10 protein-coding genes are annotated in these 16,152 nt (G+C 72.9%); 7 read left to right on the top strand and 3 right to left on the bottom strand.

The features are described 5' to 3' along the window. Window positions 1-43: 43 nt before the first annotated feature. Entirely contained in the window at window positions 44-1,441 is a 1,398-nt protein-coding gene (locus ABZ911_RS12745; protein ID WP_358054681.1) for an AMP-binding protein, read from the bottom strand. 200 nt (window positions 1,442-1,641) lie between these two features. Between ABZ911_RS12745 and ABZ911_RS12740 the strand changes: the two genes are divergently transcribed. Genes ABZ911_RS12740 through ABZ911_RS12725 form a run of 4 tightly spaced genes read left to right on the top strand, consistent with a single transcriptional unit; the run spans window position 1,642 to window position 10,842 of the window. Further along, window positions 1,642-7,539 carry an amino acid adenylation domain-containing protein gene (locus ABZ911_RS12740; RefSeq protein ID WP_358054680.1) on the top strand — a complete coding sequence of 1,966 codons (5,898 nt, stop codon included), beginning with the start codon at window positions 1,642-1,644 and terminating at the stop codon, window positions 7,537-7,539. Further along, entirely contained in the window at window positions 7,536-7,772 is a 237-nt protein-coding gene (locus ABZ911_RS12735) for an acyl carrier protein (protein WP_358054679.1), read from the top strand. The genes ABZ911_RS12740 and ABZ911_RS12735 overlap by 4 nt, the downstream gene beginning before the upstream one ends. After that, on the top strand, window positions 7,769-9,013 hold the full coding sequence (locus ABZ911_RS12730) for a condensation domain-containing protein (protein ID WP_358054678.1): 1,245 nt from the start codon (window positions 7,769-7,771) through the stop codon (window positions 9,011-9,013). Before ABZ911_RS12735 ends, ABZ911_RS12730 begins: the two co-directional genes overlap by 4 nt. Next, a complete protein-coding gene (locus ABZ911_RS12725) occupies window positions 9,010-10,842 on the top strand; it encodes a N,N-dimethylformamidase beta subunit family domain-containing protein (protein WP_358054677.1) in 1,833 nt (610 codons plus the stop codon). Before ABZ911_RS12730 ends, ABZ911_RS12725 begins: the two co-directional genes overlap by 4 nt. Here the strand turns inward: ABZ911_RS12725 and ABZ911_RS12720 are convergent. Next, on the bottom strand, window positions 10,821-11,474 hold the full coding sequence (locus ABZ911_RS12720; protein WP_358054676.1) for a M15 family metallopeptidase: 654 nt from the start codon (window positions 11,472-11,474) through the stop codon (window positions 10,821-10,823). The genes ABZ911_RS12725 and ABZ911_RS12720 overlap by 22 nt on opposite strands. A gap of 12 nt (window positions 11,475-11,486) precedes the next feature. Beyond that, window positions 11,487-12,647 (bottom strand): ROK family transcriptional regulator, encoded by a 1,161-nt coding sequence (locus tag ABZ911_RS12715; protein ID WP_358054675.1) that lies wholly within the window; start codon window positions 12,645-12,647, stop codon window positions 11,487-11,489. A 183-nt stretch (window positions 12,648-12,830) separates the two neighbouring features. On the opposite strand from ABZ911_RS12715, the gene ABZ911_RS12710 reads away from it, so the two are divergent. The 3 genes from ABZ911_RS12710 to ABZ911_RS12700 are packed head-to-tail and all read left to right on the top strand — an operon-like array spanning window position 12,831 to window position 16,020. Further along, window positions 12,831-14,153, top strand: coding sequence for an extracellular solute-binding protein (locus ABZ911_RS12710; RefSeq protein ID WP_358054674.1), 1,323 nt, complete (start codon window positions 12,831-12,833; stop codon window positions 14,151-14,153). A gap of 2 nt (window positions 14,154-14,155) precedes the next feature. Next, window positions 14,156-15,169 carry a sugar ABC transporter permease gene (locus ABZ911_RS12705; RefSeq protein WP_358054673.1) on the top strand — a complete coding sequence of 338 codons (1,014 nt, stop codon included), beginning with the start codon at window positions 14,156-14,158 and terminating at the stop codon, window positions 15,167-15,169. Then, on the top strand, window positions 15,169-16,020 hold the full coding sequence (locus tag ABZ911_RS12700; RefSeq protein ID WP_358054672.1) for a carbohydrate ABC transporter permease: 852 nt from the start codon (window positions 15,169-15,171) through the stop codon (window positions 16,018-16,020). The genes ABZ911_RS12705 and ABZ911_RS12700 overlap by 1 nt, the downstream gene beginning before the upstream one ends. Window positions 16,021-16,152 lie beyond the last annotated feature (132 nt).

The raw sequence follows: 16,152 nt of genomic DNA, 5'->3' as shown, positions 1-16,152 counted from the left end.
TCGAGCGAGCACACGATTCCCGGTCGGTCGTCCACGAGAGAGGTCACGTGGCCACCTCTCGCAGCGCGCGCTTGTCGATCTTGCCGCCGTGGTTGCGCGGCAGGGAGTCGAGGGTGACCAGCCGGACGGGCAGTTCGTGCGGGGCCAGCCGGTCCTTCAGGAAGATCCGCAGCTCCTCGTGCGCCACGGATCCGACGAGCGCCACCGCGACGGCCTTGCCGAGGGTGGGGTGCGGCATGCCGTACGCGGCCGCCTCGACCACGCCCGGATGCTGGTGCAGGACGTCCTCGACGTGGATGGTGGACACCTTGAAGGCGCCGGACTTGATCACGTCGCTCTCCCGGTCCACCAGGTAGAGGAAGCCGTCCTCGTCCAGGTAGCCCACGTCGCCCATCCGCACCCAGCCGGCGCGGAAGACCTCGCCGCTCGCCTCGGGGTCGCCGTAGTAGGCGCGGGTGGCGGCCGGGCAGCGCATCCACACCTCGCCGGTCACGCCGGGCGGCAGCGGCACGCCGGTCGGGGTGGCGATCTTCACCGCGCCGCCGGAGGCGGGCCGGCCGACGCTCGCGGGCCGGTCCGGGTCGAAGAGCATGACGGTCTGCGCGGGCGAGGCCTCGGTCGAGGTGTAGTAGTTGGTGATCGTCGAGTTCGGGAAGGCCTCGGAGAGCTGGACGGCCACCCGCGAGGGCAGCGGCGCGGCGGCGGAGCCGAGCAGCAGCACGCTGGACAGGTCGTTGGCGGCGGGCGCGCCCGCGGCGAGCAGCTCGATCGCCATGGCCGGGACCAGGAACACCGTGCCCGCCCGGTAGTGCTCGATGAGCGCGGCGAACCTGCCGGGCGTGAACCGCGGCAGCGTGACCACCTGCGGGTGCGCGTCCACGGCGTTGACCAGCATCCACTGCCCGGCGTTGGTGCCGATCGGGAAGGCGTGCACCAGGTGCTTGCTGTGCGCGAACGGCCTGCGCTTGCCGCCGCAGCCGTACGCCAGGTTGGCGTGTGTGGCGGCCACGCCCTTGGGCCGGCCCGTGGTGCCCGAGGTGTACAGGATCTGGGCCAGGTCCGAGCGGTCGGCCCGGAAGACGGACCCGCTCGCGTAGGGCAGCCGGTCGGGCCGCAGCACGGTGGACGCGCCGCAGTGCGCCAGCATCGCGTCGGCCTGCGCACGCGGCACCCGGTCCGACAGGGGTACGGCGACCGCCCCCGCCTTGCCGACGCCCATGAACGCGACGACGTACTCCAGCCAGTCCCCGTTGCCGAAGACCAGGCCGACCCGGTCCCCCGGAGCCACCCCGCGCTCGACCAGCCCCGCCGCCACCGCGTCGGACCTGCTCGCCCACTGGCCGAAGGTCAGGGACCCGATGCCGTGGACCGTCATGGCCACCCGATCAGGGTCGTTCGCGGCCCGCGTGTCGAGCAGGCCGGGAAGGGTCGCGTCAGTCACGGGAAACCTCCCGTCGAACTAATAGGAAACTTTCCTTATTGATCGATGGGGGCCAGTCTTACACGCTGGCCTGATGGTGACAAGCCCCCGGAAACAAGGCCTTGCGACGCCGTCAAGATCCGTGGAACACTGCGGGCGAGCCCTCTACAGTTAAGAATCTTTTCAGAAAGAGCACCTTTCCGAATTCGGGGGAAAGGCCTATGGAGCTGTCCTTTGGCCAGGAACGGCTGTGGTTCCTGAACCGGCTCGACCCGCACGACCCGTCCTACAACACGGCCTACGCCTACCGCCTGCGCGGCCCGCTCGACCTCGGACGTCTTGAAGCCGCCTTCACCGCGGCGGCGGCCAGGCACGGCGCGCTGCGCACCCGCTTCCCCGAGGTGGACGGGCGCCCGGTGGCCGTCGTGGACCCGCCGGGCCCGGTCGCCGTCGAGCTCGTCGAGGCCGCCTCGGACGAGGAGGCCGAACGGATCGTCGCCGCCCGCACGAACGCCGCCCTCGACCTGGCGGCGCGCCCGCCGTTCCGGGTGACGGTCGTCCGGCTCGGGCCGCGCGAGCACGTGCTCTGCGTGATGCTGCACCACATCAACGGCGACGGCTGGTCCTTCAACGTGCTGCGCGCCGAGGTGGCCGCCCACTACGCCGGACACGACCTGCCCGGCGACCCGCCGCAGTTCGCGCCGCGCCGCGACGACACCGGCCTGGACTGGTGGACCGAGCGGCTGACCGGCGCGCCCGCGCTGGAGCTGCCCACCGACCGGCCACGGCCGCCGCGCAGGGGCACGACCGGCGGCAGGGTCCTGTTCGACCTGCCCGCCGACCTGCTCGCCGGAGTCGCCGAGCTGGCCGGGAAGGCGCGGTGCACACCGTACATGGTGCTGCTCGCCGCCTACCAGGTGCTGCTGGCGCGGCACAGCGGGCAGCGGGACTTCTGCGTCGGCACCCCGTCGGCAGCCGGGCGGGCGGGCGAGGGGCAGGACGGGGTGATCGGCTACCTGTCCACGATGATGGTGCTGAGGTGCGACCTGTCGGGGGGGCCGACGTTCGACGGGCTGCTGCGCCGTACCCGCACGGCGGTGCTGGCGGCGCTGGCGCACCAGGAGGTGCCGTTCGAGCGGCTGGTCGGGGCGCTCGGCCTGGAGCGGGACCTGAGCAGGACGCCGCTGTTCCAGACGATGTTCGCGCTGCACACCCAGGGCGAGGTGGGCGACCCGGTGCCGGGGCTGGCGGCCGAGCCGTTCCCGATGGGCTGGCAGCCCGCCCGGTTCGACCTGTCGCTCGACCTGCACGAAGAGCCCGGCGGCTGGATGCTCGGCGTGGCGATCTACAGCGAGGAGCTGTTCGACCGGGACACCGTCGAGCGGATGACCGAGCGCTACCTCACCCTGCTCTCCGCCATCCTGGCCGCGCCGGACACGCCGGTGGCCGAGCTGGAGATGCTCTCCCCCGCCGAGCGCGCGAACTTCGCGGCCTGGAACGCCACCGCCGCCGACCTGCCCCCCGTGACACTCGTCGACCTGTTCCTGGACCAGGCCGCCGCCACCCCGGACGCGGTGGCCGTGATCTCCGGCCCCGACTCGCTGACCTACGCGCAGCTGTCCGCCCGCGCCACCGCCCTCGCCGCCGACCTGCGCGCCCGGGGCGCGGGCCGCGGCTCCCTGGTCGCGGTACGGCTCCCGCGCGGCGCGGACACGCCGGTGGCGCTGCTCGGCGTCGCCATGTCGGGCGCCGCCTACCTGCCCGTCGACCCCGACTACCCGCAGGCCAGGGTCGACTACGTGCTGGAGGACTCGGGCGCGGCCATCGTGCTCACCTCCGTGGCCCCCACGGGCGGGCGGACCGACCACCGGCCCGACCCCGCCGACACCGCCTACGTCCTGTACACCTCGGGCTCGACCGGCCGCCCCAAGGGCGTCGTGGTGCCGCACAGCGCGCTGGTCAACTTCCTGCTCGCGATGCGCTCCCTGGTCGGCTCCACACCCGAGGACGTGTGGCTCGGGCTCACCTCGCTCTCCTTCGACATCTCCGCCCTGGAGCTGTACCTGCCGCTGGTCACCGGCGGCACGGTGGTGATCGCCGACGCCGCCACCGCCCGCGACGGCGTGGGCCTGGCCCGGCTCGTCGCCGACACCGGCGTCACCCACATCCAGGCGACCCCCTCGGGCTGGCGGGTACTGCTCACCGGCGACCTGCCGCCGCTGACCGCGCTCGCGGGCGGCGAGCCGCTGCCCCCCAAACTGGCCGCCGAGCTGCGCGGCCGGATGAAACGCCTGGTCAACATGTACGGCCCGACCGAGACCACCATCTGGTCCACCGCCTGGGAGGTGCCCCCCGCCCCCGACCGGGTGTCGATCGGCGGCCCGATCGCCAACACCACCCTGCACGTGGTGGACGCCTCCGGCGCGCCGACCCCACCGGGCGTGCCCGGCGAGCTGCTGATCGGCGGCGCGGGCCTGGCGACCGGCTACCTGGGCCGCCCCGACCTGACCGCCGAACGGTTCGTCCGGCACGCGGGCGAGCGCGTCTACCGCACCGGGGACGTGGTGCGCCGCCTGCCCGACGGGACGCTGGAGTTCGTCGGCAGGACCGACGGCCAGATCAAGCTGCGCGGCCACCGGATCGAGCTGGGCGAGATCGAGGCCGTGCTGGAGACCGGCCCCGGTGTCCGCCAGGCCGTGGCCGCCGTCCAGGACGACCTGCTGGTCGCCTTCGTGGTCGGCGAGGCGGCCGGGCTGCGCGAGCGCGCCGCCGCCGAACTGCCCGGCTACATGGTCCCCTCGGTGATCGTGGCGGTGCGGGCGCTGCCGCTGACGCCGAACGGCAAGGTGGACCGCAAGGCGCTGCCGCGGGCCGGGGATCGGGAGCGGGCGCCTGCCGTACCGCCGAGGACGGCCGCCGAGCGGGTGGTCGCGGGGGTCTTCGCCGAGGTGCTCGGGGTCGCGGAGGTGGGCGCCGAGGACGACTTCTTCGCGCTGGGCGGCCACTCGCTGCTGGCCACGGTCGTGATGTCGCGGCTGCCGGTCCCCGTACCGGTGCGCGAGCTGTTCCTGCGCCCCACGGTCGCCGCGCTGGCCGAACTGCTGGACGCGCCCGCCGAGGCAGGCGACGGGCCACGGCCACGCCCGGAAGGCGCGCCCGTGCCGCTCTCGCGGCCCCAGGAACGGCTGTGGTTCCTGAACCGGCTCGATCCGGACGACGCCGCCTACAACATGTGGATCGTCAGACGGCTGCGCGGCCCCCTGGACGTCGAGGCGTTCGGCCGGGCCGTGGACGCGCTGGTCGCCAGGCACGAGAGCCTGCGCACCCGCTTCCCCGAGGTGGACGGCGTGCCGGTGGTGGTGGTCGAGCCGCCCGGCCGGGTGCCGGTGGAGATCGTCCGCGGCGACGCCGCGGAGCTGGTGGCGGCCCGCACCAACGCGCCGCTCGACCTGGCCGAGCGGCCCCCGCTGCGGGTGACGCTGATCGAGGCGGGCCCGGTCGACCATGTGCTCTGCGTGGTGGCGCACCACATCCTCGGCGACGGCTGGTCGCTCAACGTCATGCTCGACGACCTGGCCGCGCTGTACTCGGGCGAGTCCCCGGCCGAGCCGCCGCTGCAGTACGGCGACGTGGCCCGCTGGCAGCTCGCCCAGGACCAGGGGGCCGCCGAGGCGTACTGGCGCGACCGGCTGGTCGGGCTGCAGCCGCTCGACCTGCCGGTGGACCGCCCGCGCGGCGGAGCGCGGAAGGGCGCCTTCCACTCCTTCCGGCTGCCCGCCGCCCAGGCGGAGCGGCTGGCCGAGGCCGGGCGCTCGCGCGGGGCGACGCCGTTCATGACGCTGATGGCCGCCTACCAGGCGGTGCTGGCCGGGCAGAGCGGGCGGCGCGACCTCATGGTGGCCACCGTCACCTCGGGCCGCGACCGGGCCGCGCTGGACAAGGTGGTCGGCTACTTCGCCGACACGCTGCCGATCCGCGTGGACGCTGGCGGCTCGCCGTCGTTCGGCGAGCTGGTCGAGCGCACCAGGGACTCGGTGCTGGAGGCGTTCGCGCACCAGAGCGTGCCGCTGGAGCGGGTGCCGCCGTTCGAGACGATGGCGATCCTGCACACCCAGGACACCGGCCGCGCCCCGGCCGCGTTCGCGGGACTGCGGACGGCGCCCTTCCCGCACGGGTTCGAACAGGTCAAGTTCGACCTGATGCTGGAGGCGTGGCAGGACGAGCGCGAGATGCTGGTGGTGCTCTCCTACGACGCCGCCCTGTTCGACCGGGCCACCGTCGAGGCGCTCGGGGACCGGCTGGAACGGCTGCTCCACCAGGACTTCGACGCCTCCGCGCTGGAGCTCGGCGAGCCCGAGACGGCCCGGCTGCGCCGCTGGGCCGACGGCGGGCCCGCCCGGGACGAGGAGGACGTGCCCGGCCTGGTCGCGCGAGCCGTGCGGGAGCACGCCGGGCTGCTCGCGGCCGGGGAGCTGACCTACGCCGAGCTGGACCGGCGGGCCGCCGAGCTGGCCGGGCTGCTGCAGGCCAAGGGGGTGGCGCCGGGCGACATCGTGGGCGTGTGCCTGGGCCGCGGCGCCGACGCCGTGGCGGCGCTGCTCGCCGTCTGGCGGGCGGGCGCCGCCTACCTGCCGCTGGATCCGGACCATCCGCGCGACCGGCTGGCGTTCGTGCTGTCCGACAGCGCCGCCCGGCTGGTGCTCACCTCGATCGACCTGGCCGACCGGCTGCCCGACGGCGTCCCGCTCGCCTACACCCGGGAGAGCGCCCCACCCCCGGCCCCGGTACGGCGAGGCGAGGCCGCCTACGTCATCTACACCTCCGGCTCGACCGGCACCCCCAAGGGCGTCGTCGTCGACCACCGCAACCTGGCGGCCCGGGTGGCCTGGATGGCCGACGCCTACGAGCTGGGCCCCGGCGACCGGATCGTGCAGTTCGCCTCGCTCGGCTTCGACACGCACGCCGAGGAGATCTACCCGGCGCTCACCACGGGCGCCCACGTCCAGGTGCTGCCGGACGGCGCGATCACGCTGCCCGACCACCTCGACGGGGTGACCGTGCTGGACCTGCCCACGGCGTACTGGCACCACCTGGTCGACCAGATCGACGACGTCGCCTGGCCCCCGGCGCTGCGCCTGGTGGTGCTCGGCGGCGAGCAGGTGCACGAGGCGGCGGTGGCCAGGTGGCGGACCAGGTTCGGCGACCGGGTGCGGTTGGTGAACACCTACGGCCCGACCGAGACGACGATCATCGCGACCAGCGCGGAGCTCGACGGCACGCCGGGCCGCCCGCCGATCGGCCGCCCCATCGCCGGCACCACCGTGTACGTGGTGGACGCCGACAGCCGCCTGGCCCCGCCCGGCGCCCCCGGCGAGCTGTACGTGGGCGGGGCGGGCGTGGCGCGCGGCTACCTGGGCAGGCCCGAGCTGACCGCCGACCGCTTCACCGCGTTCGGGAACGAGCGGGTCTACCGGACCGGCGACCGCGTCCGGTGGCGCCGCGACGGGCAGCTCGAGTTCCTCGGCCGCCTGGACGAGCAGGTCAAGGTGCGCGGCCACCGGATCGAACCCGGCGAGATCGAGGCCCGGCTGCTGGCCCACCCCGAGGTGGGCGAGGCCGCGGTGGCGGCGTACGGCGACACGCTGGCCGGGTACGTCGTGGGCGAGGCCGCCTTCGACGAGCTGGCGGCGCACCTCGCCGCCACGCTGCCGCCGTACATGATCCCCGGCGGGTGGGTGCGCCTGGAGCGGCTGCCGCTGACCGCGAACGGGAAGGTGGACCGGGCCGCCCTGCCCATGCCCGAGGCGGCCCGCGCCGCCGGGTACACCGCCCCGCGCACCGACGCCGAGCATCTCGTCGCCGAGGTGTTCGCCGAGGTGCTGAACGTGGAGAAGTGCGGCGCGCACGACGACTTCTTCACTCTCGGCGGGCACTCGCTGCTGGCCGTGCGGGTGGTGGCCAGGATCCGCGCGGCGGCCACGCTCGACGTGCCGATCCGCGCGCTGTTCACCAGGCCCACGGTCGAGGGGCTGGCCCAGGTGCTGGAGGAGCTCCTGCTGGCCGAGCTCGACCAGATGACCGACGAAGAGGCGGAGCGCCTCGCCAGGGAGCTGACATGATCAAGCAGAGACTCGCCGAGCTGGTCGCAGAGGCGTCCGAAGGGGCCGTCACCGCGCACGAGGCGCTCACCACCGGCCTGCCGCTGACCGCGCTGGGCCTGACCTCGGTGGGCCAGATGCGGCTGATCGACGCGATCGAGTCGGAGTTCGGGGTGGAGGTGGACCTGACCGAGAGCGGCCTGGAGCTGCTCGACGACCTGGATCTGCTGGCCGGGCACCTCGCGGCGCGATGATCGTCGAGTTCGCCGGGCCCGACGCGGGCACCGCGCCGCTGACCTGGGGGCAACGGGCCATCTGGGCGGCGATCCTGGCCACCGAGCCCGACGACCACTACTTCACCTTCGCCAGGCGGGTGCGGGTGCCGAGCGCGCGGACCGTGCCCGAGGTGCTGGCCGCGCTCGGCGCGCTGGTCGAGCGGCACGCCTCGCTGCGGACCAGGCTGGGCGAGCGGCGGGAGCCGTACCAGCGGCTGGTGGAGAAGGGGCGGCTGGCGGTCACCGACGCGACGGTGGAGGAGCTGCTCGCCGAGCGCTTCGACTACGAGAACGACTGGCCGCTGCGGGTCGCGCTGCGCACGGAGGGCGACCGGGTCACGGAGGTCGTGCTGGCCTTCTGCCACCTGGCCGCCGACGGCGCTGGCGCCGAGGTGGCGGTGCGCGACCTGCGGATGCTGCTGCTCGGCCGCCCACCGGCCGGGGTCGCGCCGAGCCCGCTGGAGCTGGCCCGCTGGCAGGCCGGCCCGGAGGGCAGGCGGGTCGCCGACCAGGCCGCCGCGCACTGGGCGGCCGGGCACCGGCGGATGCCCTCGACGATGTTCGCCACGCCGGGTCCCGGCGACAGCCCGCGCATCTGGCGGGCGCTGCTGCGCTCGCCCGCGCTGGACCTGGCGGCCCGCGCGATCGCCGCCGGGCACCGCGCCTCCACCTCCACCGTCCTGCTGGCCGCGGTGGCGCAGTTGGTGGGCCGGCACTCCGGCCAGGACACCTGCGCGGTCCTGCCGATCGTCGGCAACAGGTTCAGGCGCGACACCGTCTCCATCGTCAGCACGCTGTCCATGGAGGGCCTGTTCATGCTCGGCGTCGGCCAGCCGTTCACGGAGACGCTGCGGGCGGCGGGCGCGGCCTCGCTGCGCGCCTACCGCAGCGCCTACCACGACCCGGCCGACCGGGACCGGATCGCGCTCGAGGAGAGCGAGCGGCGCGGCGAGCAGGTGCACCCCTACTGCTGTTTCAACGACATGCGCTTCGCCGACCCCGGCCCCGCGGCCTGCGACCCGGCCGCGATCGAGGCGGCGCTGCCCGACACGACACTGGAGTGGCCGATGAGCCAGGACCATCTGGCCTGCCGCTTCTGCGTGCACCTGACGACCGAGGGCGTCTCGCTCACCGCCGACACCCGCTACCTGCCGAAGGCCGGCATCGAACACTTCCTGCGCGACCTGGAGGCCCTGCTGGTCGAGGCGGCCACCCGATGACGGTCCGCGCCTACGCCCGCGCCACCTCCTGCGTGCAGGGCGGCACGCTCGACTTCGTCGCCGACCGGGCCGCCGCCGTGACCGTGACCGACGTGGCCGACGGCCGCGTGGTCCACCGGGGGCGGGCGGGCGAGAACTGGACACTCCAGGTGCCCGCCGAGTGGCCCAGCTCCCTCTACCGCGCCACCTTCGGCCCCGCCGAGCCGTGGCCGTACGCGCTGCCGGGCCCGGTCCCGTGCCCCGACAACGAGGTCTACTTCGTCGTACGGGAAGCCGTCCCGACCGCCCCGATCCTGCTCAGCGTGCCGTTCACCACCTGGCAGGCCTACAACCGGGCGGGCGAGCCGGGCCAGAGCGTCTACTGGACCGAGTCCCCGTCCCGGGTCGCGAAGGTCACCTTCGACCGCCCGGGTGGCGGCCCGCCGCCCGAGCGCTGGGAGGAGGGCCTGACCCGCTGGCTGCGCCCGGCCGGCTACGAGGTCGCCTACTGCTCCAACCTGGACCTGCACGACGGCCTCGACCTGCTGTCCGGCCACCGGCTGCTGGTCGTCAACGGCCACGACGAGTACTGGTCGGCGGGCATGCGCGACGCGGTCGAGGAGTTCGTCAGGCGCGGCGGCAACGTCGCGTTCTTCTCCGGCAACACCGCCTGGTGGCAGATCCGCCTGGAGGACGGCGGACGCACCATGGTCTGCCACCGCGACCCCATCGCCGACCAGGTCGCCGACCCCCGCCTGGCCACGGTCGAGTGGTCGGCCGCGCTGCGCCCGGAGAACTCCCTGACCGGCGTCAGCTTCCGGGCGGGCGCGGGCGCGTGGGGCGCGCACATGCCGCGCATGCTGGAGGAGTCCTACACCACCCGGTTCGCCGGCCACTGGGTCTTCGAGGGGACCGGGCTGACCGACGGGGACAAGTTCGGCGAGGGCAGCCTGGGCTACGAGACCGACGCGGCCGAGTTCCAGGAGGTGGCCGGCGTGCCCAGGGTGACCTGCCACGACGGCACGCCGCCCACCTTCGTCGTGCTGGCCACGGCCGACCTGCGGCACTGGAGCGCCTACGGCCAGGGCGGCATGGCCACGATGGGCGTGTTCACCAGCGGCCTCGGCACGGTCTTCACCGCCGCCACGGTCAACTGGGGCGCCGCCCTGGGCGACCCCGTGGTGGACAGGATCACCCGCAACGTGCTCGACCGCCTGTCCGCCCCGGCCGTGCCCAGGTGGGAGGTGATCGGCCCGGCCGCGGAGGTGCGGGCGCTGGCGGTGCTGGGCCGCACGCTGTACGCGGTGGACGCGGACGGCGCGCTGCTGCGGCGGGAGCTGTGCGGGCAGAACCTGCCCTGGCAGCCGGTCCCCGGCACGGGCGCCGAGCCGGTGACGGGCCTGGCCGTGCCCAGGGAGGCGGCGGGCGGGGTGGGCGTCGGCCTGTACGGCGTCACCACGACCGGCCGCCTGCTGGTCCTTGAGGACCGGGGCTGGCGGGAGACGCGCAGCGCGCCGGAGAGCGCGACCGGACTCGCGGTCGCCGACTGCGCCTTCTACGTCGCCAACACGCGGGACGAGCTGTGGCGGCTGCCGTTCGGCGCGCGGGCCTGGGAGCGGGCGGGCGACGCGGCGGGCGCGGTGTCACTGGCCGGGATGACCGGCAGGCTGTTCGCGCTGGACGCGGCGGGCGCCCTGCGCACCCGGCTGCCCGACGAGGACTGGCGGCCGTACGAGCGGGGCGTGCCGGGCGAGGTCGTCACGGCGCACGCCGGCCTGCTGGTCACCGGGGGCGGGGTCGAGCCGCTGCGCTGGAAGCCTGCCCGCCCCTACGGCAGCACCGGCCCGTAGAGGGCGTACGGCGAGCCGGTGGCCAGCGCCCAGTAGCGGTCGCCGTAGGACCAGTGCCACCACTCGGTGGGGTAGTTGACCAGCCCGGCGGACTCCAGCGCCGACGCCAGGATCTTGCGGTTGGCCCGCGCCTCCCCGGAGATCGCCGGGGAGGCGGTGTAGCAGGCGCCGTCGCTCTCCTCGGGGTTGTCGTTGACCGCGGTGCCCATGTCGTACTCGACGCCGTCGGGCGAGCACAGGGTGAGGTCCACGGCGGCGCCGGCGGTGTGCGGGGCCACCTCGACGGGCGAGACGTACCGGCTGGCCGCCACGTGCGCCTGCTCGGGGGTCAGGTCGGGGCGGCTCGCCAGCAGTTCGTCGCGGTACTCCTCGAAGTAGCCGCGCTGGGTGGCGATCGGCCGGTAGCCCTCGACGACCAGCAGGTGGTAGCCGGCGGGCAGGCGGCGCTCGGCGCGCTCCAGCCTGCCGAGCAGCCCGGCCCGCAGGCGGGCGTAGGAGCCGTCGGCGTCGGCCAGCCGATCGTCGAGCCGCAGCCGGCCCCGTACGTCCGCCAGTTCCTCACCGCTCTCGCGGACCGGGATCGCGGCCACGCGCGGATCGGAGATGAGCACGATGTCGTCAGGCTGCCACATAGGCAGAAATTCTCACACAGTGTCGGAGAAGACCTGTTCCCGGGCCTGCTCCAGCGCCGCCACCAGCGCGCCGCGCAGGACGGGGTTGCCCGCCACCCGGCTGGCCACCACCCTCGGCTCGCTCGGGCAGACCCTGGCCACGGCCTTCTCCACCTTGGCGGCCAGTTCGTCGCCGCCGGCCCTGCCGATGTCTCCGCTCAGCACGATCAGGCCGGGGTCGAGGACCACGGCCACGGCCGCGACGCCGACGCCGAGCCGGGCCGCCACCTCGTTCAGGTAGGCGTCGTCGCCCTTGACGACCGCGGTACGGACCTGGTCGGCCACCGAGAGGCCGCCCACGCCGTGCGCGGCGGCCAGTCCGGCGAGCGCCTCGTTCCCGACCAGCCGCTGGAAGGAGCCCGACTGCGGCTGCGTCACGTCGGCCGGCAGCGGTTCGCCGGGGACGGGCAGCCAGCCGATCTCCCCGGCGCCGCCGGTGATGCCCCGGTGCAGCCGGCCGCCGAGCATGACGCCGAGGCCCTGGCCGATGCCCGCCCACACCACCGTGAAGTCGTCGTAACCGACGGCCGCGCCATGCCGGTGCTCGGCCAGCGCGACGAGGTTGACGTCGTTCTCTATGGTCACCGAGCCGCCGAGGGTCTGGCGCAGGCTGGCCAGCACGCCGACGTGCCAGGAGGGCAGGTCGTAGGAGAAGCGCACGTCGCCGGTGCGCGGGTCGACGACCCCCCTGGTGCCGATGACGAACGCGCGCAGTTGCGACAGGCTCACCCGGGCGGACGCGCAGGCCCGCTGGACCGCGTTGTGCACGGTGCGGACCGGGTCCTTGCCGCCGGAGGGGTCGACCGTCACCTCGACCACGATTTTACCTGTGATGTCGGCCACACCCACGGTGATGCTGTCCGGAAGCACCTCCAGACCGGCGACGTAGGCGCTCGACGGCACCACGCCGTAGAGGGCGGCGTGCGGCCCGCGCCCTCCGGCGCGCTCGCCCGCGACTTCGACCAGGCCCCGTTCTTCCAAGCGGGACAGCAGCTGACCTGCGGTCACCTTGGAAAGACCGGTGCGCTCCCCCAGCTCGGCCCGGGTCAGCGGCCCGTCTGCCAGGAGGAGCTCCAGTGCCGTTCGATCATTCAACCTGCGCAGCAGCCGCGGGGTCCCGGGGTTACGCGCCATGGACGCCCCTCCTCTCGTCACGATCCGCTAACACCCGTTTCTTTTAAGAAAGTTTCTTGTTAGTTTAACAGCAGTCACCCCCCGCTGACGATCAGCCCGGTGACGTCCTCCACCTGGTGCAGACCGTAGGCCGGCACCCGATGAGCGCAACCCCGACGCGTTAGCCGGGAAGGGAGAACCCTAGTGAAGATCGCGAAGATCACGGCCGCTACGGTCACCACGGCCGCCCTGGCCCTTGGCCTGGCTGCTTGCAGCACGAGCGAGACCCCGAAGGCCGCCGAGCCGAAGCCCGAGGCATCCGCCTCCGGGCCCGCGTACGCCGGCAAGACCCTCACTGTGTGGCGCCTGGGAGACAGCAACCCCGCCGCCGCCAAGTACATGGAGGCCCTGAACGCCGAGTTCACCAAGGTGACCGGCGCCGCCGTGAAGCTTGAGTGGATCCCGTGGCCGACCGTGAACGACAAGTTCACCGCCGCCGCCGCCGGCAACGGCGGCCCTGACGTCACCGAGATCGGCAACGACCAGGTGCCGCTCTGGCAGAGCCAGGACGCGCTCAGCCCCATCACCGCCCTCGCGGGCGCCGGTGAGCAGGCGCAGATCCCCAAGAACCTGCTCGGCCTTGAGACCATCGACGGCGAGGTCTACGCCCTTCCCTGGGGCGCGGGCTCCCGCGCGGTGCTCTATCGGACCGACTGGTTCAAGGAACTGAAGATCGAGGTTCCCAAGACCTGGGACGAACTCGTGGCCGCCGCCAAGAAGATCAAGGCGGAGAAGGGTTCCGACGTCGACGGCTTCGCCTTCAACGGCGGGTCCGACGCCAACCACCTGCTCGGCGCGCTGGCCTGGTCCGAGGGCGCGGAGTACGCGCTCAAGGAGGGCGACAAGTGGGTCGGCAAGACGACCGACCCCAAGTTCGCCGCCGGCTTCAAGACCTACACCAGCCTGGTCACCGACGGCCTGTCCGGCAAGTCGCGGCTGACCCAGAACACGGTGGACATCCGCAAGCGCTTCGCCAACAACAAGGTCGGCATGTACCTGACGGCCGGTTGGGACCTGCCCGGCATCGAGCAGGACAGCAAGGGCAAGCTCAAGGGCGACAAGCTGGCCTTCTTCCCGCTGCCCGCCAAGTCCGGCGGTGAGGCCCCCTCCTTCTTCGGCGGCAACGACATCGCCGTCTGGGGCAGCACCCAGCAGAAGGAACTCGGCGCCGAGTACGTGAAGCTCGCCACCAGCAAGACCTGGGCGGACCGGTACGCCATGGAGGGCGGCCTGCTCCCGATCTACCCGGACACGCTGGCCGGACTGGCCTCCGACCCGGCCCAGGCCCCGTTCGCCGCGGCCTTCGCCAAGGCCAAGGCCTTCCCCGCCGACCCGAACTGGACCGAGGCCAACGAGACCAAGGCCGTCTTCCAGAACGCCGCCAGGGCCGTCATCGAGGGCAAGAAGGACGAAGCCACCGCTCTCGCTGACGCCAACAAGGAACTCGAAGAGATCCTGAACCAGTAGCGATGGCGAACACGTCTACGATCGCCCGGGGCGGGGACCAGTCCCCCGCCCCGGGGCGGCGCCGCCGAAGCTCCGCCCGCCCGAACCGGGCCAGCGGGCTCCCCCCGTGGGCGGTGCCCTATGTCCTGCTCGTACCCGGTCTGCTGGTGATCGCTGGACTGCTGCTCTACCCCCTGTTCCAGCTGATCGTCATGGCCTTCCAGAAGGTCGGCATCCCCCAGATCAAGGGAACCCGGCCCGCCGAGTGGGTCGGCTGGGACAACTTCACCCGGATCTTCGACAACGACATCTTCTGGTCCTCGCTCCGCAACACCGTGCTGTTCGCCGTCATCGCCGTGAGCCTCTCGCTCGTCGTCGGCACCGCGGTCGGCGTCCTGCTGCACAAGCTCGGCAAGAAGATGTCGCTGCTGGTCGTCGTCGGCTGCATGTTCGCCTGGGCCGTACCGCCGGTCGCCCAGGGTGTCATCTGGCGCTGGCTCTTCGACGCCGACGCGGGCATCATCAACTGGGCGCTCAACATGCTGCCCGACGGCCTGTCCACGGCTCTGTTCGGCAGGGCCGACTGGACCGGCGAGCCATGGCTCAACGACGCCTTCTCCCTCTACGTCGTGCTGATCTTCTGCGTGGTCTGGGCGGGCTTCCCGTTCATCGCGGTCTCCGTCCTCGCCGGGCTGAAGGGCATCCCCACGGAGCTCTACGAGGCCGCCAGGGTCGACGGCTCCGGCGCCTGGCTGACCTTCAGGAAGATCACCCTTCCGCTGCTCAAGCCTGTGTTCGCGGTCCTGACGGTCCTGTCGATCATCTGGGACTTCAAGGTCTTCAGCCAGCTCTACGTGCTGATGAACGGCCCCACCAACCGCGAGGGCTTCAACCTGTCGATGTACGCGGTCGCCGAGGCCTTCAAAGCGCCGCCCAAGATGGGCTCCGGCGCGGCGATCTCGGTGGTCCTGACCGTGATCCTGCTGATCGTCACCGTGTTCTACGTGCGGCAGATCGTGAAGCAGGAGGAGATGTGATGAGTCCTCTCGCGCGTAAGCGGCTGGGCAAGATCCTGCTGAACGGCGCGGGCGTCGCGGTGTTCATCTACGCGATCTTCCCCGTCTACTGGATGGTCTCGACCGGCTTCAAGGCCAACGACCAGATCTTCACCACCGACTTCATCCCCTTCCCGACGCACTTCACCTTCGAGCACTTCGAACGGGTGCTGACCGAGGGCGTCGCCGGGAACTCGATCTGGCTGTACATGCGCAACAGCGCGATCGTGGCCATCGGCACCGTGCTGATCGGCTCGCTCGTCGCCCTGCTGTCGGCCACCGCGATCGCCCGCTTCCGGTTCAAGGGCCGGGGCACCTTCCTGATCGTGCTGCTCATCGTGCAGATGATCCCCGCCGAGGCGCTGCTCATCCCGCTGTTCCTCAACGTCAAGCGGCTCGGCCTGTACGACCAGTTGCTCGGCCTGATCGTCATCCAGATCGGCCTCACCCTGCCGTTCGGCATCTGGATGCTGCGCACGTTCGTCGCCGCCGTGCCCAAGACGCTCGAAGAGGCGGCCTGGATCGACGGCGCCAGCCGGATGACGACCTTCTGGAAGGTCCTGTTCCCGCTGGTGGCCCCCGGCCTGGTGGCGACGAGCATCTTCTCGTTCATCACCGCGTGGAACGAGCTGATCTTCGCGCTCTACCTGATGTCCGGATCCGAGGGGTACACGATGCCGGTCGCCCTGCAGTTCTTCTTCGGGCAACGCGGCACCGACTGGGGCGCCATCATGGCCGGCTCCACCCTGATGACCCTCCCGGTCGTCGTGTTCTTCCTGCTTGTTCAACGCCGCATGGTCTCCGGCCTGGTGGCCGGGGCCGTCAAGGGCTGACACCACACCTGGATCTCGTACGGCCGCGCCACATCCCGCGCGAGCCGTACCCGACCCTGCCCACCCGCAGGGGGTACGGCTCGCGCCGACAACGCCGGGCCGCGAGCCGTACCGACTTCCTGCACTTCACAC

The organism is Nonomuraea sp. NPDC046570 (assembly GCF_040645915.1).
In the GTDB taxonomy this organism is placed as follows: Bacteria; Actinomycetota; Actinomycetes; order Streptosporangiales; family Streptosporangiaceae; genus Nonomuraea.
Note: the sequence above shows the minus strand (reverse complement) of the source record. Positions and strands in the feature narration are given on the sequence as shown.

Excerpts from the sequence above, each read along its gene's own strand:
- ABZ911_RS12715 (WP_358054675.1), bottom strand. The coding sequence starts at position 12,647 with ATGGCGCGTAACCCCGGGACCCCGCGGCTGCTGCGCAGGTTGAATGAT.
- ABZ911_RS12705 (WP_358054673.1), top strand. The coding sequence starts at position 14,156 with ATGGCGAACACGTCTACGATCGCCCGGGGCGGGGACCAGTCCCCCGCC.
- ABZ911_RS12735 (WP_358054679.1), top strand. The coding sequence starts at position 7,536 with ATGATCAAGCAGAGACTCGCCGAGCTGGTCGCAGAGGCGTCCGAAGGG.
- ABZ911_RS12720 (WP_358054676.1), bottom strand. The coding sequence starts at position 11,474 with ATGTGGCAGCCTGACGACATCGTGCTCATCTCCGATCCGCGCGTGGCC.
- ABZ911_RS12740 (WP_358054680.1), top strand. The coding sequence starts at position 1,642 with ATGGAGCTGTCCTTTGGCCAGGAACGGCTGTGGTTCCTGAACCGGCTC.
- ABZ911_RS12700 (WP_358054672.1), top strand. The coding sequence starts at position 15,169 with ATGAGTCCTCTCGCGCGTAAGCGGCTGGGCAAGATCCTGCTGAACGGC.
- ABZ911_RS12725 (WP_358054677.1), top strand. The coding sequence starts at position 9,010 with ATGACGGTCCGCGCCTACGCCCGCGCCACCTCCTGCGTGCAGGGCGGC.
- ABZ911_RS12730 (WP_358054678.1), top strand. The coding sequence starts at position 7,769 with ATGATCGTCGAGTTCGCCGGGCCCGACGCGGGCACCGCGCCGCTGACC.